This window comes from Ruegeria sp. BHSC223, assembly GCF_059613025.1.
This window is the reverse complement of sequence record NZ_JBXWRR010000004.1, coordinates 228,739-242,612: the sequence shown is the minus strand read 5'-3', so window position 1 is coordinate 242,612 and position 13,874 is coordinate 228,739. Positions and strand designations below refer to the sequence as shown.

Below are 13,874 nucleotides of genomic sequence, written 5' to 3'. Positions count from 1 at the left end.
CGGCTTCGGCTTCGGCTTCGGCTTCGGCTTCGGCTTCGGCTTCGGCTTCGGCTTCGGCTTCGGCTTCGGCTTCGGCTTCGGCTTCGGCTTCGGCTTCGGCTTCGGCTTCGGAAGGCTCCTCTGTCGCCGCCTTCGCCTCGTCAACCGTTGGTTCAGGCAACTCCTGTTTGGTCTCGGACATAGGGTCGGTGACGGTTTCCAGCTCTGGGTCTTTCTTCTCGGCCACCGCGCTGTCCCTTTCGAATCTGAAAATCTTCAAATACCGGATGCCGTTCGACACTAATGCGCGCCCGGACGCCCCTCAACCCGAATGGCACGCGTCACAGCAATTTCAATCGCGTCCCGCATAGCGTCGGCATCCGGAGTCTTGGCAACGATCAAATCGGAAAGCTTTATGTTTTCAAAGGGTTTTTTCACTGCCTCACTCATCGCGACGACGCTGAGCGACGGCGTGCCGTTCAACAGCCCGGCAAATTGTCGCGCGGTCCGGGGTGAGAAAACCGGTGCAATAACGGGTTTGTCACCTGTCAGGACCCGTTGTGCCTCGTCCGAAAAGGGCAACAAACGCTGGGCATAGATCACCTGTTCTCCGGTCCTCAACCCCATCCGGGTCAGGTTTGCCGCCACTTCACCGCGCCCATGTTCACCGCGCAGATGCAAAAGAGGCGTTTCCGGACGCCTCGCGAGCATCCCCGCGATCAGCGCCTCGGCGCTCTCGCCCGCCATGGTGGCAGACCAGCCCGCCTGCACCGCCATCCGGGTGGTTGCCCGCCCGACGCAGAAACAGGGCAGCGACCGGTCTGCGGTCAAGCGCGCGGCGATGCCCACACCATTGGAGGAGGTAAAGATCAGCCCCGCCGCCGAACCAAAATCCAGCGCCTCGACTGTCGGCTCGATCCGCAACAGCGGGGAATAGATGGGGGTCAACGCCGCCCGGATCTCGGGGCGTAACCCGGCGACAAACCGTTCCGAGGCGCCACGCGGGCGGGTCATCAGCAGATAGATCAGCGGCGCGCTCCTGCGTGGCGGGATTGTTTGCGGGTCGCGGGGGTGATACCCCGCTCGCCGAACATCATGCAACGGTGGGGCCGATGGCGCAAACCCTGACGATACTCGGGCTGGAAAGCAGTTGCGACGATACCGCCGCCGCGGTGGTGCGCCAGACCGAGGGGCAACCGGCCGAGATCCTGTCCTCGGTCGTGCATGGCCAGACCGACCTGCACAGCGCCTATGGTGGCGTGGTGCCCGAGATCGCCGCCCGCGCCCATGCCGAAAAACTGGATATCTGCGTGCGCCAGGCGCTGGCCGAGGCTGGCGTTACCCTGGCCGATCTGGATGCGGTGGCAGTGACCGCCGGGCCGGGCCTGATCGGCGGGGTGATGTCGGGGGTGATGTGCGCCAAGGGGATCGCCGCCGCCACCGGCCTGCCGTTGATCGGGGTGAATCATCTGGCGGGCCACGCGCTGACCCCGCGCCTGACCGACCAGATCGCCTATCCCTATCTCATGCTGCTGGTGTCGGGCGGGCATTGCCAATACCTGATCGCCCACGGGCCCGAACAGTTCTCACGGCTTGGCGGGACCATCGACGACGCTCCGGGCGAGGCCTTTGACAAGACCGCGCGCCTGCTGGGCCTGCCGCAACCCGGCGGTCCTTCGGTCGAGGGCGAGGCGCGGCAGGGTGATCCCAAGCGATTCCGCTTTCCCCGGCCCTTGCTGGACCGGCCCGGTTGCGACCTGTCGTTTTCGGGGTTAAAGACCGCGCTGATGCGGATGCGCGACCAGTTGGTCGCCGAACAGGGCGGGTTGACCCGGCAGGATCGCGCCGATCTGTGCGCCGGGTTTCAGGCCGCAGTGGTGGATACCCTGGCGGAAAAGACCCGACGCGCGCTGGCGCTCTATCTGGCAGAGGACCCAGCAGACCCGGTTGTCGCGGTCGCTGGTGGGGTGGCGGCCAACGCAGCCATCCGCGCGGCGCTGGAGACGGTCTGCGCCGAGGCGGATGCCCGGTTCACCGCGCCGCCGCTGCGCCTGTGCACCGACAACGCGGCAATGATCGCCTATGCCGGTCTCGAACGCTTCCGCAGCGGCGCCCGCGACGGGCTGGACCTGACCGCCCGGCCGCGCTGGCCGCTTGATCAAAGCAGCCCGGCGATGCTGGGCAGCGGCAAGAAGGGCGCCAAGGCATGAGTGTCGCGGTTCTGGGATCGGGCGCATTCGGCACCGCTTTGGCAATCTCGCTTGCGGGCAAGGGTCCGGTCACGTTGTGGTCACGGTCCCCCGAACAGGCGCGGCAGATGCAGGAGACCCGCGAGAACCAACAGCGCCTGCCCGGCCTGCCGCTGCCCGAAGCGCTGAGCGTTACCGATGATCTGGATCAGGCTTCGCAAAGCGACACGCTGCTCCTTGCGGTGCCGATGCAGAAACTGCGCGGCATGATGTCAGATCATGCGGCTGCATTGCGCGGGCGGGTTCTGGTCGCCTGCTGCAAGGGGATCGAATTGAACAGCGGGCTTGGCCCGATGGCCGTGATGGCAGAAACCCTGCCCGGCACCCGCACCGCGCTGCTGACCGGACCCAGCTTTGCCCAGGATATCGCGCGCGGCCTGCCGACGGCACTGACGCTGGCCTGCGCCGAGGCCGATCTGGGTCGCGATTTGCAAGCGCAGCTGACCACCGCCAACCTGCGGCTCTATCGGACCACCGACACGATCGGGGCCGAACTTGGTGGCGCGCTGAAGAACGTGATCGCGATCGGCTGCGGCGCCTGCATCGGTGCCGGGATGGGCGACAGCGCCCGCGCCGCGCTGTTGACCCGTGGCTTTGCCGAGATGCAGAGGCTGGCGGCGCTGAAAGGCGCCCGGCCCGAGACCCTGATGGGCCTGTCTGGCCTTGGCGATCTGATGCTCACCTGCTCATCCGACCTGTCGCGCAACTATCGGTTCGGTCTGGCATTGGGCCGGCAGGAGCCGTTCGACCGCGCCACCACGGTCGAAGGTGTCGCCACCGCCCATGCGGTGGCACAACTGGCCCGCGATAACAGGATCGAGATGCCGATCAGCACAACGGTGGCGCAGCTGTCAAACGGCGATTACAGTGTCGCCGAAGCGATGCGTTCGCTGCTCAACCGACCGCTCAAGGAGGAATGACATGCTGGTTGCCCTGATCGCACGGGACAAGGACGGCGCCCTGCAAACCCGGCTCGACAATCGCGCAGCCCATCTTGCCTATATCGAGGAAACCGGAGTTGTCGCGCAGGCCGGGCCGCTGCTGGACGGCGACGCGATGATCGGCTCGCTGGTCATTCTTGATGTGGCCGATCTGGCCGCGGCCGAGAACTGGGCCGCCAATGACCCCTATGCCAAGGCCGGGCTGTTCCAGTCGGTGCAACTGATCCCGTGGAAAAAGGTAATCGGCTGATGGCCTATTGGCTGTTCAAATCGGAACCCGAGACCTGGGGTTGGGACGATCAGGTCGCCAAGGGCGACGCGGGTGAAGAATGGGATGGCGTGCGCAATTATCAGGCGCGCAATTTCATGCGGGAAATGGCATTGGGTGACCGAGGCTTTTTCTACCACTCGCAAAGCGACAAGGCGGTGGTGGGCATCGTCGAGGTCTGCGCCGAGGCGCACCCCGACAGCAAGGCAGACGACCCGCGCTGGGAATGCGTGGATATCAAGGCGGTGCGCCCCTTTCAGCAGCCGGTGACGCTGGACCAGATCAAGGCCGACCCGCGCCTGTCCGAGATGGTTCTGGTGCGCAACTCGCGCCTGTCGGTGCAGCCGGTGACAGAGGCGGAATGGCGCGCAATCTGCGCAATGGGGCAGACAGTTCCCGACTGATCATGCATTCTGGCCGCATCGCGGAAACTCGATGAGGCAAGGATGGAACTGTTGAATGTTCTGGCGGCCGCGTTTGGCGCCTTTGCGCTGGGATCGGTCTGGTACATGGTTCTGGCAGAACCCTGGATGCAGGATGCCAAGGTGCCGCGCGGCCCCGACGGCAAACCCCAGGGCGGCATGACCCCCGGCATTTTTGCGGCCAGCTTTCTGCTGCAACTGGTCGTGGCGGGGATGATGCGGCATGTCTTTGCTCTCTCGGGGATCGACAGTGCGGGGGCGGGGATCGTGGCGGGGATCGGCATCGGGCTGTTCTTCATCACACCTTGGATCACGCTCAACAATCTCTATGGTATGCGCCCGCTGCGGCTCAGCCTGATCGACGGCGGCTATGCAACACTGGCCTGTGCGGTGATGGGCTTGATCCTGACGCTGTTCTAGGATCGCGGTCCCGGTGGTAGCTCAATGAAAAAAGGGGAAGGTTCCGACGGTTCAGAACCCTCCCCTACCCCCGCGTGCTCCCAACACACCACACGCGAATTCTGTACCGAGGTTCTGACCGTCCTGGTCATACGATAGTTATACGCCCGATACCCCTTCCGGCGCAAAGGCAAAGCTTTGACAATATTCATAAAATGCGAAACGCCCGCCAATGCGGGCGCTTGCGTTTACAGCGTGCCGTTGGCTCAGCCGTAGACGGATTCCTTGCCGAAATGCTTGGTCAGCATGTAATAGACCACGGCGCGATACTTATTGCGCTCAGACTTGCCATAGGTGTCCACAACCTTGGCAATGGCGGCATCCAGCTCGGGCCCGTCGGCCAAGCCCAGCTTCTTGATCAGGAAATTGTTCTTGACGGTTTCCAGCTCACCCGGCTGACTCGACGCGACGGTCGAGGCATCGGCATCATAGATTGCCGGACCGCAACCAATGGTCACCTTGGTTAGCAGGTTCATGTCGGGTGTCATCCCGCACTTGTTCTTCAGATCGTCAGCATATTGGGCGATCAGGTCGTCGCGTTTTCCCATCTCTTCACTCTCCCGAGTTTTTCTGTTTTCGGCCAGTCTATCCGGCACTGGCAAGAGCGTAGCGGCAGCCGGGTCGCGCACAAAGGGAAAACTTGGCCCGTTTTCCCTGTAAGTCGCCGTGATCGGCCTTGTCATCGCGTCAAGTCAGCCCCGAGGCGAGAGACAACGCGACCGGCCGCCTCACTTCAAGACCACGCCATCCTTCTTGCCGTGGTCGGTCCGCTTGTCGAGGACCTTGTCCTGATTGGACCATTTTCTGATGACGGCGTCGCCGTCAGCGCATTTGGTCTGTTCAATTTCCTGCGCTGCCTGAACACCATGCGCGCCGTGCAACTCCTCGTGTTTCTTCAGAGCCGTGACAAAGGATTTCCAGCTTTTGCGCAGCTCCGGATCCAGCTTGGCCTCGTTCTTATGCTTGGGCATCGTATAGGTGATACTGACTGACAGGTCGCAACTGCCGGACCATTTCACATACCAGTCCGTATAGGCCCAGAACCCGTTGGGTCCCCGCGCATCCATCTCCCGGATCAGGTCCTGCGCTGTGGCGGCATTCACCACATAGGTCTTGTTCACAACGGTAACCTTGGGTTTCGCCTCGGCCATCACCGCACCGAATGAGAGCCCCAACACCGCCACACACAGCGATTTGCCGAAGAGGCGGATCGAAAGAAACTTCATACGCATATCACATTCCTCGAGGTGCATGCCGCCTGACGGCTCGGCACAGTTGCATGAGATAAGCGGACTGGGGATTAGCGCGTCAAGCTTTATCGGATCACTGCGATCGGTATGAAAAGGCCGCCCCGATCGTATCGGGGCGGCCAGTCAGAACGGTTGCGCATCGGCTGACGCCGACACTCAATAGCGGTAGTGTTCCGGCTTGAACGGGCCTTCGGGCTTGACCCCGATATAGCTGGCCTGATCGGGGCTCAGCTGGGTCAGCTTGACACCGATCCGGGCCAGGTGCAGGCGGGCCACTTTCTCGTCCAGATGCTTGGGCAGGATATAGACCTTGTTCTCGTACTGATCGCCCTTGGTGAACAGTTCGATCTGCGCCAGAACCTGGTTGGTGAACGAGGCCGACATCACGAACGAGGGGTGGCCGGTGGCGTTGCCCAGGTTCAGCAGACGACCCTCGGAGAGCAGGATGATCTTGTTGCCCGAGGGCATTTCGATCATGTCCACCTGTTCCTTGATGTTGGTCCATTTGTGGTTCTTGAGCGCGGCCACCTGAATCTCGTTGTCGAAATGGCCGATATTGCCGACGATGGCCATGTTCTTCATCTCGCGCATATGCTCGATGCGGATCACGTCCTTGTTGCCGGTGGTGGTGATGAAGATGTCGGCGCTGGCGACTTCGTCTTCCAGCGTGGTCACCTCGAACCCGTCCATGGCCGCCTGAAGGGCACAGATCGGGTCGACCTCGGTCACCTTCACGCGCGCACCGGCACCGCGGAGGCTGGCGGCAGAGCCCTTGCCCACATCGCCGTACCCGCAAACCACGGCGACCTTGCCGGCCATCATGGTGTCGGTGGCGCGGCGGATGCCGTCGACCAGCGATTCCTTGCAGCCGTACTTGTTGTCGAATTTCGACTTGGTCACGCTGTCATTCACGTTGATCGCCGGGAACGGCAGATGGCCGTCCTTGACCAGCTGATACAGGCGGTTGACGCCGGTCGTCGTTTCCTCGGACACACCCTGGATCTGGTCGCGCATCTTAGTGAACCAGCCCGGCGAGGCAGCCATGCGCTTCTTGATCTGGGCCTTGATCACGGTTTCCTCTTCCGAGGACGGAACCGGGATGATGTCCTCACCCGCCTCGGCGCGGGCGCCGAGCAGGATGTAAAGCGTCGCGTCGCCGCCATCATCCAGGATCATGTTGGGGCCGTCCTCGAACAGGAAGGATTTGTCGAGGTAGTCCCAATGCTCTTCCAGCGTCTGGCCCTTGATCGCAAAGACGGGGATGCCCGCCGCCGCAATCGCTGCCGCCGCGTGGTCCTGGGTCGAGAAGATATTGCACGAAGCCCAGCGCACATCGGCGCCCAGCGCCACCAGCGTCTCGATCAGCACGGCGGTCTGGATGGTCATATGCAGCGAACCGACGATCCGCGCCCCTTTGAGCGGCTGGCTTTCGCCATATTCCTCGCGCAGGGCCATCAGGCCCGGCATCTCGGTTTCGGCAATGTCCAGCTCCTTGCGGCCAAACCCGGCCAGCGCAATGTCCTTGACGATATAATCCCCGGCCATCTGTCACTCCATTCCGGCAAATTCGGTCGCCAGAGGCCCTATCACCCCTGCTGGCGGCTGGCAACGAGGATCAGGGGGAATGATCGTGGCGTTGGTTCAGCTGGGGATATCGGGCACCGGCTGGGTGTCCGAGGTCTGGAAATAGTCGGTGCCCGCAGCGACGATACAGCTGATGCCAGTGGCCCGGGTCAGCAGCACGGTAAAGGTGCCGGTCTCAGCCGAGGCCCAAAGCTCGATCACCGAGGCGCCATCAGACAAGGGCTGCAACCCACCGGCGGCGAGGCGTTCAGAGTATTTCTGCTGCAACCGGTCGACGATCGCCGCGCGCGCGGCACAGGATTGCGCGGTGGCCGTCCCGGCGGACAGGATCAGGCCAAAGCCGGCCAATGCTCCCAACAGAGGCTTGATCATCGCAAGCTCCTTTCGCATAGAGGAACGGATTTGTCGGGGGACGTGCCGGGAGGAGATAACACGCCCCCCGCTCTTCGATAGACCGATCAAGCCACCGGGCCGCGAACGCGACACCTGATCGTTGGGCTGGCAGCATGTGATCGGAACAGGGATCAGGCTGCGCCCGGAATGTGGCAAAAACATGGCACGCAAAGGGGACGTGGCACAATGGCAACACAACCCAGAGCCTGGCAAAGGATGCTGTCGGGGCGACGGCTGGATCTGCTGGACCCGACACCGGTCGACATCGAGATCGAGGATATCGCCCATGGGCTGGCCTTTGTCGCGCGCTGGAACGGGCAGACCCATGGGGATTTCGCTTATTCAGTCGCTGAACACTCGCTGCTGGTCGAGGATATCTTTGCCCGCATCGTGCCCGGCGCCGGGTCGAAGTGGCGGCTGGCGGCGCTGCTGCACGACGCGCCTGAATATGTGATCGGCGACATGATCTCTCCGGTCAAGGCAGCGGTCGGGGCCGATTACGGGCTGCTTGACGCACGGCTGACAGCGGCAATCCACATACGGTTCGGCCTGCCCGCCGTGCTGCCGGTGCAGATCAAGAAACAGATCAAGCGCGCCGACCGGGTGAGTGCATGGATGGAGGCCACACGGATCGCCGGGTTTACCGAGGCCGAGGCGAACAAGTTCTTTGGCAGGCAGAAACCCGAGCTGATGCAGGGTCTGGACATTTGCCTGCGACCACCGCTGGAAACGCGCGCCGCCTTTACCGCCCGCTATGAGGCCTTGATTTCCGAAGTCTGATCCGCCCCATCCTCGCGCGCGGCGCGCCGCGCGCGCCGCTCCTGCCGCATGATACGGCGGCGGCGTTTCCGGTACTCTTCGCTCTCGACAAAATCGCCCGCCTGATCCAGCCCCTTGTCGCGGAACATCTGGGCACGTTCCGCGTCGGTTGCGCGCAGCCAGTCCACGTCCGGGCGCACGAAACCGCCCATCGCCAGGCCGCGCCCGATCACGGCATGATCGAGCTCGCCAAAGGAGAGCCGGTTCGATTTGCCGCCCTCGCCCCGCACCCATTCGGTATAAAGCGCGTCGATCACCATCGGGCTGCAGCGACAGAAATGGGCGACATTCTTGGCCAGAAGGTTGGTGGCCCCGGCCTTGCGGCGCAGGATCATCGCCACTTTCTGATCGGGCCGTCCGACCATGGCGTAAAGGTGCAGCGCCGAGCCGTCGGCGGCAATCACATGGGTCGCGGCCTTGTAGCGGGCCAGCTGGGTTTCGAGATTGTATTTCTCGGGGTGAAAGATGTCATAGCCCTCGGCCCGCAGCAGATCCTCCAGCCGCTCCTCTCCCAGCATGCCGCCCTTGCCCAGGCCCAGCGCCGAGCGCGAGATATAGATCTTGCTGGGCCCATCAGGTTCGACCGCCTTGCCGAACCCGGCATGGATCGCATCGCGGAACTTCTGAGTACCTTGCGTGATCGGCCCCAGGCCAAAGCCTTGTCCGGGAACGATCAATTCCTCGACACGGATTGGGTCCGTGGCCACATGGATCGGCAGACCCGGGTGCATCAGGTCGATGAAATCGCGCTGAAACCCGCGAATCTGATCGCCGACGCGCGGCCGTTTGGGGATGAACAACACGCCGTCGATGGGCCCGTCGATATGGTTCAGCGCCCAGAGCCGCGCAGTGCTTTCCACGAGGAAATGACCGAAATGAGCCCACAGCACCCCACCCCACAGCCAGCGGCCCGATAGAACCTCGGACACATTCTCGGGCATCGGGGGCTCGGTCGTCAGCGGGCGATACCGACGCCAGAGCGCGCCTTGCGGACAATAGCGGCCATCGCTGTGCAGCACGCCCGCCTCTTGGGTGAATCCACTGACCTCGGGCGGCACGACGATGGCGCCGCTCAGCGTGTCCAGTCCCTCGGACCAGCCACCATCGGGCTGTGGTTGGGTGGTAGGGTCATTGGGGTCAAGTTCAGGCGCTTGCGCCATAACGAACCTCTCAGCGCGGGCTTCTCTTGGCCAGAATCCTTTGCAGGGTCCGGCGGTGCATGTTTAGCCGGCGCGCGGTTTCGCTAACGTTACGATCACAGAGTTCATAGACACGCTGAATGTGCTCCCACCTCACCCGGTCCGCGCTCATCGGGTTTTCGGGCGGCGGTGGCAATTCGTCGCCGGTGGCCAGCAAAGCGTTGGTGATGTCGGTGGCATCAGCAGGTTTCGATAGATAGTCGGTGGCCCCGATCTTGACCGCTGCGACCGCGGTGGCGATGGCACCGTAACCGGTCAGGACCACGACCCGGCAATCGGGCCGCTTCTCGCGCAGCACTTCGACCACATCCAGCCCGTTACCATCCTCGAGCCGCAGATCGACCACCGCATAGGCCGGTGGCCGGGCGGTGGCGATGGCACGACCGGCGGCAACCGAACCGGCGGTCTCGATCTCGAAGCCGCGTTTTTCCATCGCCTTGGCCAACCGGCGCAGAAACGGTTCGTCGTCATCAACCAGCAACAGCGACTTGTCGGGACCGATATCGGGCTGGGGGGCGTCGACCATGCTCATTCTTTCCGCTGTTTTTCGTGTTTTTGCCTAAGGGCGAGTATTAACAGCGACTGCGGCAAGGTCAAACGCCTCTGTCGTGATCACATGGCGTCCAGAAAACAGCCGATCCGGTCGGCCATCTGCTCGGGCGTCTCGTCACGGCGGAAGAACTCGACAAAACCATGTTCGGGCAGCACCAGGTAAGAGAAGGTCGAATGATCGACCAGGTAATACTCGTCGCTCTTGTCCTGCGCGCGGTAATAGGTCTTGTAGGCGAGGCTTGCCGCCTTGACCTGTTCAGGCGAACCGGTCAGGCCGATCATCCGCTCGTGCAGGTTGGCAGCGAAATCGCCGACCACCTCGGGCGTGTCGCGGTCCGGGTCGATCGAGATAAAGACCGGGGTTACCATCTGCCCACGGGTTTCAAGCAGGTCTATCGCCTCGACATTGCGCGAGTTGTCCAGCGGGCAGACATCGGGGCAGAAGGTGTAGCCAAAGTAGAGCAGCGAGGGCTCTGTGATCACATCCTTGTCGGTCACGGTCTCGCCCTTGGCATTGACCAGTTCGAACGGGCCGCCGATGGTCTCGGCGCCGCCTGCGATCTGCCCGGCACGGCATTGGGCGAACCGGTCGTCACCGTCACCGCCACGGGTAGCGATCCAGGTGGCGCCCAGCGCTGTGGCGGCAACCACCGCGGCGAGAAAGGCATAGAGTCGGGTCATTTTCGGCCTCAAGGTCAGAGATGTTGATCGTCTCGGCCCGGACACCTATCAAGATAGCCAGCCGTTGCAACTGGACATAGGCGCGCGATGCCGGACTCCAATATCAACCTCGTGCTCGGACAAGAGCGCAGCAGCTGGATCCGTCTGCGCACGATGATCCTGCTCAGATGGGTGGCCATTGCCGGGCAGGTCGCCGCTATTCTGGTGGCGCAGCACAGCTATCACCTGCAACTGAACCTGGGCCTGTGCTATCTGGCCATCGGCATTTCGGCCGTCGGCAACCTGCTGGCGATCTTTCTTTTCCCTGAAAACAAGCGCTTGGGAGAGTTCGAGAACTTTCTGATGGTGCTGTTCGACCTGTTGCAGCTGGGCTTCCTGCTGTATCTGACCGGCGGATTGCACAACCCGTTCGCGCTGCTTCTGGTCGGGCCGGTGATCATCTCGGCCAATGTGATGGGCCTGCGCTCGACCCTGTTCATAGGTACCACCGCCATCGTTCTGGTCACGCTGCTGGGGCTCTATCACGTTCCGTTGAGAACCGAGATGGGCTTTATCCTGCGCATCCCGGATGTGTTCGTCTTTGGCCATTGGACGGCGATCATCATCGCGATCATCTTTCTGGGCGCCTATTCCTATCGCATCAGCTCCGAGGTGCAATCGATGTCCGAGGCGCTGGCCGCGACGCAAATGGCGCTGTCGCGCGAACAGAAGCTGACCGATCTGGGCGGGGTGGTGGCCGCCGCCGCGCACGAGCTGGGAACACCGCTGGCCACGATCAAACTGGCCAGTTCCGAGCTGGTCGAAGAGCTGGATGACCGCCCCGACCTGCGCGAGGATGCGGCACTCATCCGCGAGCAGGCGGATCGTTGCCGCGATATCCTGCGTGACATGGGACGGGCGGGAAAGGACGATCTGCATCTGCGCCAGGCGCCACTGTCGACTGTTATCCACGAGGCGGCCGAACCGCATGTGCACCGCGGCAAAACCGTGCATTTCGACGAAGGTCCGGGCGAGGGTGGCGACCTGCAACAGCCGTCGATCCTGCGCAAGCCCGAAGTCATCCACGGGTTGCGCAACCTGATCCAGAACGCGGTCGATTTTGCCCGCACCAATGTCTGGATCGAGGCGAAATGGACCGCCGAGACGATCACGGTTTCGATTATGGATGATGGTCGTGGCTATCCCGGCCACATGATCGGGCGCATCGGCGATCCGTTCGTGCGCCGCCGCCGAGCCGAGATCGACCGCCGCACCCGGCCGGAATACGAAGGCATGGGCCTGGGCCTTTTCATTGCCAAGACCCTGCTGGAACGCAGCGGCGCCGAGCTAAGCTTTGCCAATGGCTCGGATCCCTACCAGACCCTGACCGAGCAGTCCGAACGCCGAGGCGCCATCGTTCTGGTCGTATGGCCACGGTCGCAGATCGACGCCCAGATCGGTGAAAACTCGATCCCGCTAGGGTTGAATGAACAGTTTCAAGTTTAGTTAAACTTGTGTTAACTTCTTGCCCGCAGGATCGATCCATTCGGACGAGGCAAGGCGGGATACGAATATGGTGGAATGGTTGGCTTTGGCCGCGATATGCCTACTGTCGGCAGGGCTGACTGGGCGATTGCTCTCTAAACCCGCTCAATCCAGACAGCCGATCGCCCCTGTTTTTGAACCCGGTAGCGGCCTGGGTCATGTGTTCCTTTTCGATGGCACCGACATGATTGGCGCCTCGCATGCCGGCGAAGATAAGGACATTCAGGACTGGCATGACTTGCGCGAGCGTCTGGCAAACGAGTTTCCCGGCTTCCCCTCCGATCCCGACCATATAGAACGGCAAGGACAGTTGGTGGTTGCACCGATCGACGGGCGCAATGATCGTGACGTGTTTTGCGAATGGATCGACGGCATCGTCCGAGTCGAACTGCGCCGGCATTGCGATGCTCTGGCCAACGACCCGCGTGCATCAGATGCAGACCCGTTGCGGCTTGCGATGGACCAGGCGCCCTATCCTGTCTGGTATCTGGATAGCGATGGCAATATCCGATGGTGCAATGCTGCCTATGTGATGTTGGCTCGCAAGGTGCGCGGTCGCAACCCGGAGCTTTTCGACCCGTTGTTTCCAGACAGAGTCGACATTGGCGCACCGGCCAAGAAAGCACGTATCTCGATCGCGATAGGTGAAACCGATGCCAAGCTGTGGTTCGACGTGGTGATCGTAAAACAGAATGCAGGCTGCCTTTGCTATGCAATGGACATCAATGCAGTCGTGGATGCAGAAATCGCCCAACGCAATTTTGTCCAGACCCTGGCCAAGACATTTGCCCAGCTCTCTATCGGTTTGGCAATTTTTGACCGCAATAGACAGCTGGCGTTATTCAACCCTGCGCTGATCGACCTGACTTGCCTGCCAGCCGATTTCCTCAGCAGCCGACCCGAGGTGTCGAGCTTCTTTGACAGGCTGCGCAATCTCAACATGATGCCGGAGCCCAAGAATTACGGCGGCTGGCGCCAGCAGATGAACGACCTGCTGCAAGCGGCATCGAGCGGCAACTATCAGGAAACCTGGTCGCTACCCTCGGGCTCGGTCTATTCGGTCAGCGGGCGGCCCCATCCTGATGGCGCGGTGGCCTTCCTGTTCGAGGACATCACCGCCGAGATCACCCTGACCCGCCGGTTCCGCTCGGAACTGGAACTGGGGCAGGCAGTGCTGGACCATCTGGATGCGGCGATAGCGGTGTTCGCCGCCGACGGGTCGCTGGCCTTTTCCAACGCCGCCTATCACCGGCTGTGGAAATCCGATCCCGATCTCAGCTTTGCACAGGTGACGATCGTGGATGCGACCCGAACCTGGCAGGATCTATGCACTGCAACACCGCTTTGGGGTGAGATTCGCGACTTTGTCGAAAGCCGCGAGAACCGGGCGGAGTGGGGGGGACGCGTACAGTTGCGCAGCGGCGAGCACCTGACATGCACCGTCAGCCCGATCCAGAACGGCTCTACCCTGGTATCCTTTTCATCGCCCGCAGAGACAGCCGCGCACGGACCGGCCCACGCCGAGGGGTGATACCGCCTTGCAGCCGGAATGCA

At 62.4% G+C, this 13,874-nt stretch carries 16 protein-coding genes and 1 pseudogene; 8 read left to right on the top strand and 9 right to left on the bottom strand.

The window, feature by feature from the left end; all coding sequences use genetic code 11:
• A pseudogene (locus AC2FNY_RS10255) lies at window positions 1-280 on the bottom strand (hypothetical protein); the annotation flags it as partial.
• Entirely contained in the window at window positions 280-993 is a 714-nt protein-coding gene (locus AC2FNY_RS10250) for a uroporphyrinogen-III synthase (RefSeq protein ID WP_496802377.1), read from the bottom strand. The pseudogene AC2FNY_RS10255 and the gene AC2FNY_RS10250, both read right to left, overlap by 1 nt.
• A gap of 98 nt (window positions 994-1,091) precedes the next feature.
• Here AC2FNY_RS10250 and tsaD point away from each other — a divergent pair, with 98 nt between their 5' ends.
• Genes tsaD through AC2FNY_RS10225 form a run of 5 tightly spaced genes read left to right on the top strand, consistent with a single transcriptional unit; the run spans window position 1,092 to window position 4,279 of the window.
• Complete coding sequence (tsaD, locus tag AC2FNY_RS10245; RefSeq protein ID WP_496802376.1) at window positions 1,092-2,189, top strand: tRNA (adenosine(37)-N6)-threonylcarbamoyltransferase complex transferase subunit TsaD; 1,098 nt, start codon at window positions 1,092-1,094, stop codon at window positions 2,187-2,189.
• Window positions 2,186-3,148 (top strand): NAD(P)H-dependent glycerol-3-phosphate dehydrogenase, encoded by a 963-nt coding sequence (locus AC2FNY_RS10240; protein ID WP_496802375.1) that lies wholly within the window; start codon window positions 2,186-2,188, stop codon window positions 3,146-3,148. Before tsaD ends, AC2FNY_RS10240 begins: the two co-directional genes overlap by 4 nt.
• Before the next feature lies 1 nt (window position 3,149).
• On the top strand, window positions 3,150-3,419 hold the full coding sequence (locus AC2FNY_RS10235) for a YciI family protein (protein ID WP_234145378.1): 270 nt from the start codon (window positions 3,150-3,152) through the stop codon (window positions 3,417-3,419).
• Window positions 3,419-3,841 carry an EVE domain-containing protein gene (locus AC2FNY_RS10230; RefSeq protein WP_496802374.1) on the top strand — a complete coding sequence of 141 codons (423 nt, stop codon included), beginning with the start codon at window positions 3,419-3,421 and terminating at the stop codon, window positions 3,839-3,841. The genes AC2FNY_RS10235 and AC2FNY_RS10230 overlap by 1 nt, the downstream gene beginning before the upstream one ends.
• Window positions 3,842-3,883: 42 nt before the next feature.
• Window positions 3,884-4,279, top strand: a complete 396-nt coding sequence (locus tag AC2FNY_RS10225; RefSeq protein WP_234139115.1) for a DUF1761 domain-containing protein — start codon at window positions 3,884-3,886, stop codon at window positions 4,277-4,279.
• Between the two features lie 245 nt (window positions 4,280-4,524).
• On the opposite strand, the gene AC2FNY_RS10220 is transcribed toward AC2FNY_RS10225, so the two are convergent.
• The 4 genes from AC2FNY_RS10220 to AC2FNY_RS10205 all read right to left on the bottom strand — a co-directional run bounded on the left by AC2FNY_RS10220 (window position 4,525) and on the right by AC2FNY_RS10205 (window position 7,524).
• Window positions 4,525-4,866: a DUF2853 family protein gene (locus AC2FNY_RS10220; protein ID WP_234165178.1), complete on the bottom strand. Its 342-nt coding sequence runs from the start codon at window positions 4,864-4,866 to the stop codon at window positions 4,525-4,527.
• Window positions 4,867-5,046: 180 nt separating this feature from the next.
• On the bottom strand, window positions 5,047-5,550 hold the full coding sequence (locus tag AC2FNY_RS10215; protein WP_234165176.1) for a DUF922 domain-containing protein: 504 nt from the start codon (window positions 5,548-5,550) through the stop codon (window positions 5,047-5,049).
• A 174-nt stretch (window positions 5,551-5,724) separates the two neighbouring features.
• Window positions 5,725-7,113, bottom strand: coding sequence for an adenosylhomocysteinase (gene ahcY, locus AC2FNY_RS10210; protein WP_496802373.1), 1,389 nt, complete (start codon window positions 7,111-7,113; stop codon window positions 5,725-5,727).
• Window positions 7,114-7,209: 96 nt separating this feature from the next.
• Complete coding sequence (locus AC2FNY_RS10205) at window positions 7,210-7,524, bottom strand: hypothetical protein (protein ID WP_496802372.1); 315 nt, start codon at window positions 7,522-7,524, stop codon at window positions 7,210-7,212.
• Between the two features lie 207 nt (window positions 7,525-7,731).
• Between AC2FNY_RS10205 and AC2FNY_RS10200 the strand changes: the two genes are divergently transcribed.
• Entirely contained in the window at window positions 7,732-8,325 is a 594-nt protein-coding gene (locus tag AC2FNY_RS10200) for an HD domain-containing protein (RefSeq protein WP_496802371.1), read from the top strand.
• On the opposite strand, the gene AC2FNY_RS10195 is transcribed toward AC2FNY_RS10200, so the two are convergent.
• The 3 genes from AC2FNY_RS10195 to AC2FNY_RS10185 all read right to left on the bottom strand — a co-directional run bounded on the left by AC2FNY_RS10195 (window position 8,298) and on the right by AC2FNY_RS10185 (window position 10,796).
• Window positions 8,298-9,524, bottom strand: a complete 1,227-nt coding sequence (locus AC2FNY_RS10195) for a glycosyltransferase family 61 protein (protein WP_496802370.1) — start codon at window positions 9,522-9,524, stop codon at window positions 8,298-8,300. The genes AC2FNY_RS10200 and AC2FNY_RS10195 overlap by 28 nt on opposite strands.
• Window positions 9,525-9,534: 10 nt before the next feature.
• On the bottom strand, window positions 9,535-10,089 hold the full coding sequence (locus AC2FNY_RS10190; RefSeq protein WP_234139263.1) for an ActR/PrrA/RegA family redox response regulator transcription factor: 555 nt from the start codon (window positions 10,087-10,089) through the stop codon (window positions 9,535-9,537).
• 86 nt (window positions 10,090-10,175) lie between these two features.
• A complete protein-coding gene (locus AC2FNY_RS10185; RefSeq protein WP_234165170.1) occupies window positions 10,176-10,796 on the bottom strand; it encodes an SCO family protein in 621 nt (206 codons plus the stop codon).
• An 87-nt stretch (window positions 10,797-10,883) separates the two neighbouring features.
• Here AC2FNY_RS10185 and regB point away from each other — a divergent pair, with 87 nt between their 5' ends.
• Both regB and AC2FNY_RS10175 read left to right on the top strand, forming a co-directional pair.
• Window positions 10,884-12,281 carry a sensor histidine kinase RegB gene (gene regB / locus AC2FNY_RS10180; protein WP_496802369.1) on the top strand — a complete coding sequence of 466 codons (1,398 nt, stop codon included), beginning with the start codon at window positions 10,884-10,886 and terminating at the stop codon, window positions 12,279-12,281.
• Between the two features lie 67 nt (window positions 12,282-12,348).
• Window positions 12,349-13,851, top strand: coding sequence for a PAS-domain containing protein (locus AC2FNY_RS10175; RefSeq protein WP_496802368.1), 1,503 nt, complete (start codon window positions 12,349-12,351; stop codon window positions 13,849-13,851).
• Window positions 13,852-13,874 lie beyond the last annotated feature (23 nt).

Coding starts and splice junctions, on each gene's coding strand:
- ahcY (WP_496802373.1), bottom strand. CDS start 7,113: ATGGCCGGGGATTATATCGTCAAGGACATTGCGCTGGCCGGGTTTGGC.
- AC2FNY_RS10205 (WP_496802372.1), bottom strand. CDS start 7,524: ATGATCAAGCCTCTGTTGGGAGCATTGGCCGGCTTTGGCCTGATCCTG.
- AC2FNY_RS10220 (WP_234165178.1), bottom strand. CDS start 4,866: ATGGGAAAACGCGACGACCTGATCGCCCAATATGCTGACGATCTGAAG.
- AC2FNY_RS10240 (WP_496802375.1), top strand. CDS start 2,186: ATGAGTGTCGCGGTTCTGGGATCGGGCGCATTCGGCACCGCTTTGGCA.
- tsaD (WP_496802376.1), top strand. CDS start 1,092: ATGGCGCAAACCCTGACGATACTCGGGCTGGAAAGCAGTTGCGACGAT.
- AC2FNY_RS10185 (WP_234165170.1), bottom strand. CDS start 10,796: ATGACCCGACTCTATGCCTTTCTCGCCGCGGTGGTTGCCGCCACAGCG.
- AC2FNY_RS10215 (WP_234165176.1), bottom strand. CDS start 5,550: ATGCGTATGAAGTTTCTTTCGATCCGCCTCTTCGGCAAATCGCTGTGT.
- AC2FNY_RS10250 (WP_496802377.1), bottom strand. CDS start 993: ATGACCCGCCCGCGTGGCGCCTCGGAACGGTTTGTCGCCGGGTTACGC.
- regB (WP_496802369.1), top strand. CDS start 10,884: ATGCCGGACTCCAATATCAACCTCGTGCTCGGACAAGAGCGCAGCAGC.
- AC2FNY_RS10200 (WP_496802371.1), top strand. CDS start 7,732: ATGGCAACACAACCCAGAGCCTGGCAAAGGATGCTGTCGGGGCGACGG.
- AC2FNY_RS10235 (WP_234145378.1), top strand. CDS start 3,150: ATGCTGGTTGCCCTGATCGCACGGGACAAGGACGGCGCCCTGCAAACC.
- AC2FNY_RS10190 (WP_234139263.1), bottom strand. CDS start 10,089: ATGGTCGACGCCCCCCAGCCCGATATCGGTCCCGACAAGTCGCTGTTG.
- AC2FNY_RS10230 (WP_496802374.1), top strand. CDS start 3,419: ATGGCCTATTGGCTGTTCAAATCGGAACCCGAGACCTGGGGTTGGGAC.
- AC2FNY_RS10225 (WP_234139115.1), top strand. CDS start 3,884: ATGGAACTGTTGAATGTTCTGGCGGCCGCGTTTGGCGCCTTTGCGCTG.
- AC2FNY_RS10195 (WP_496802370.1), bottom strand. CDS start 9,524: ATGGCGCAAGCGCCTGAACTTGACCCCAATGACCCTACCACCCAACCA.
- AC2FNY_RS10175 (WP_496802368.1), top strand. CDS start 12,349: ATGGTGGAATGGTTGGCTTTGGCCGCGATATGCCTACTGTCGGCAGGG.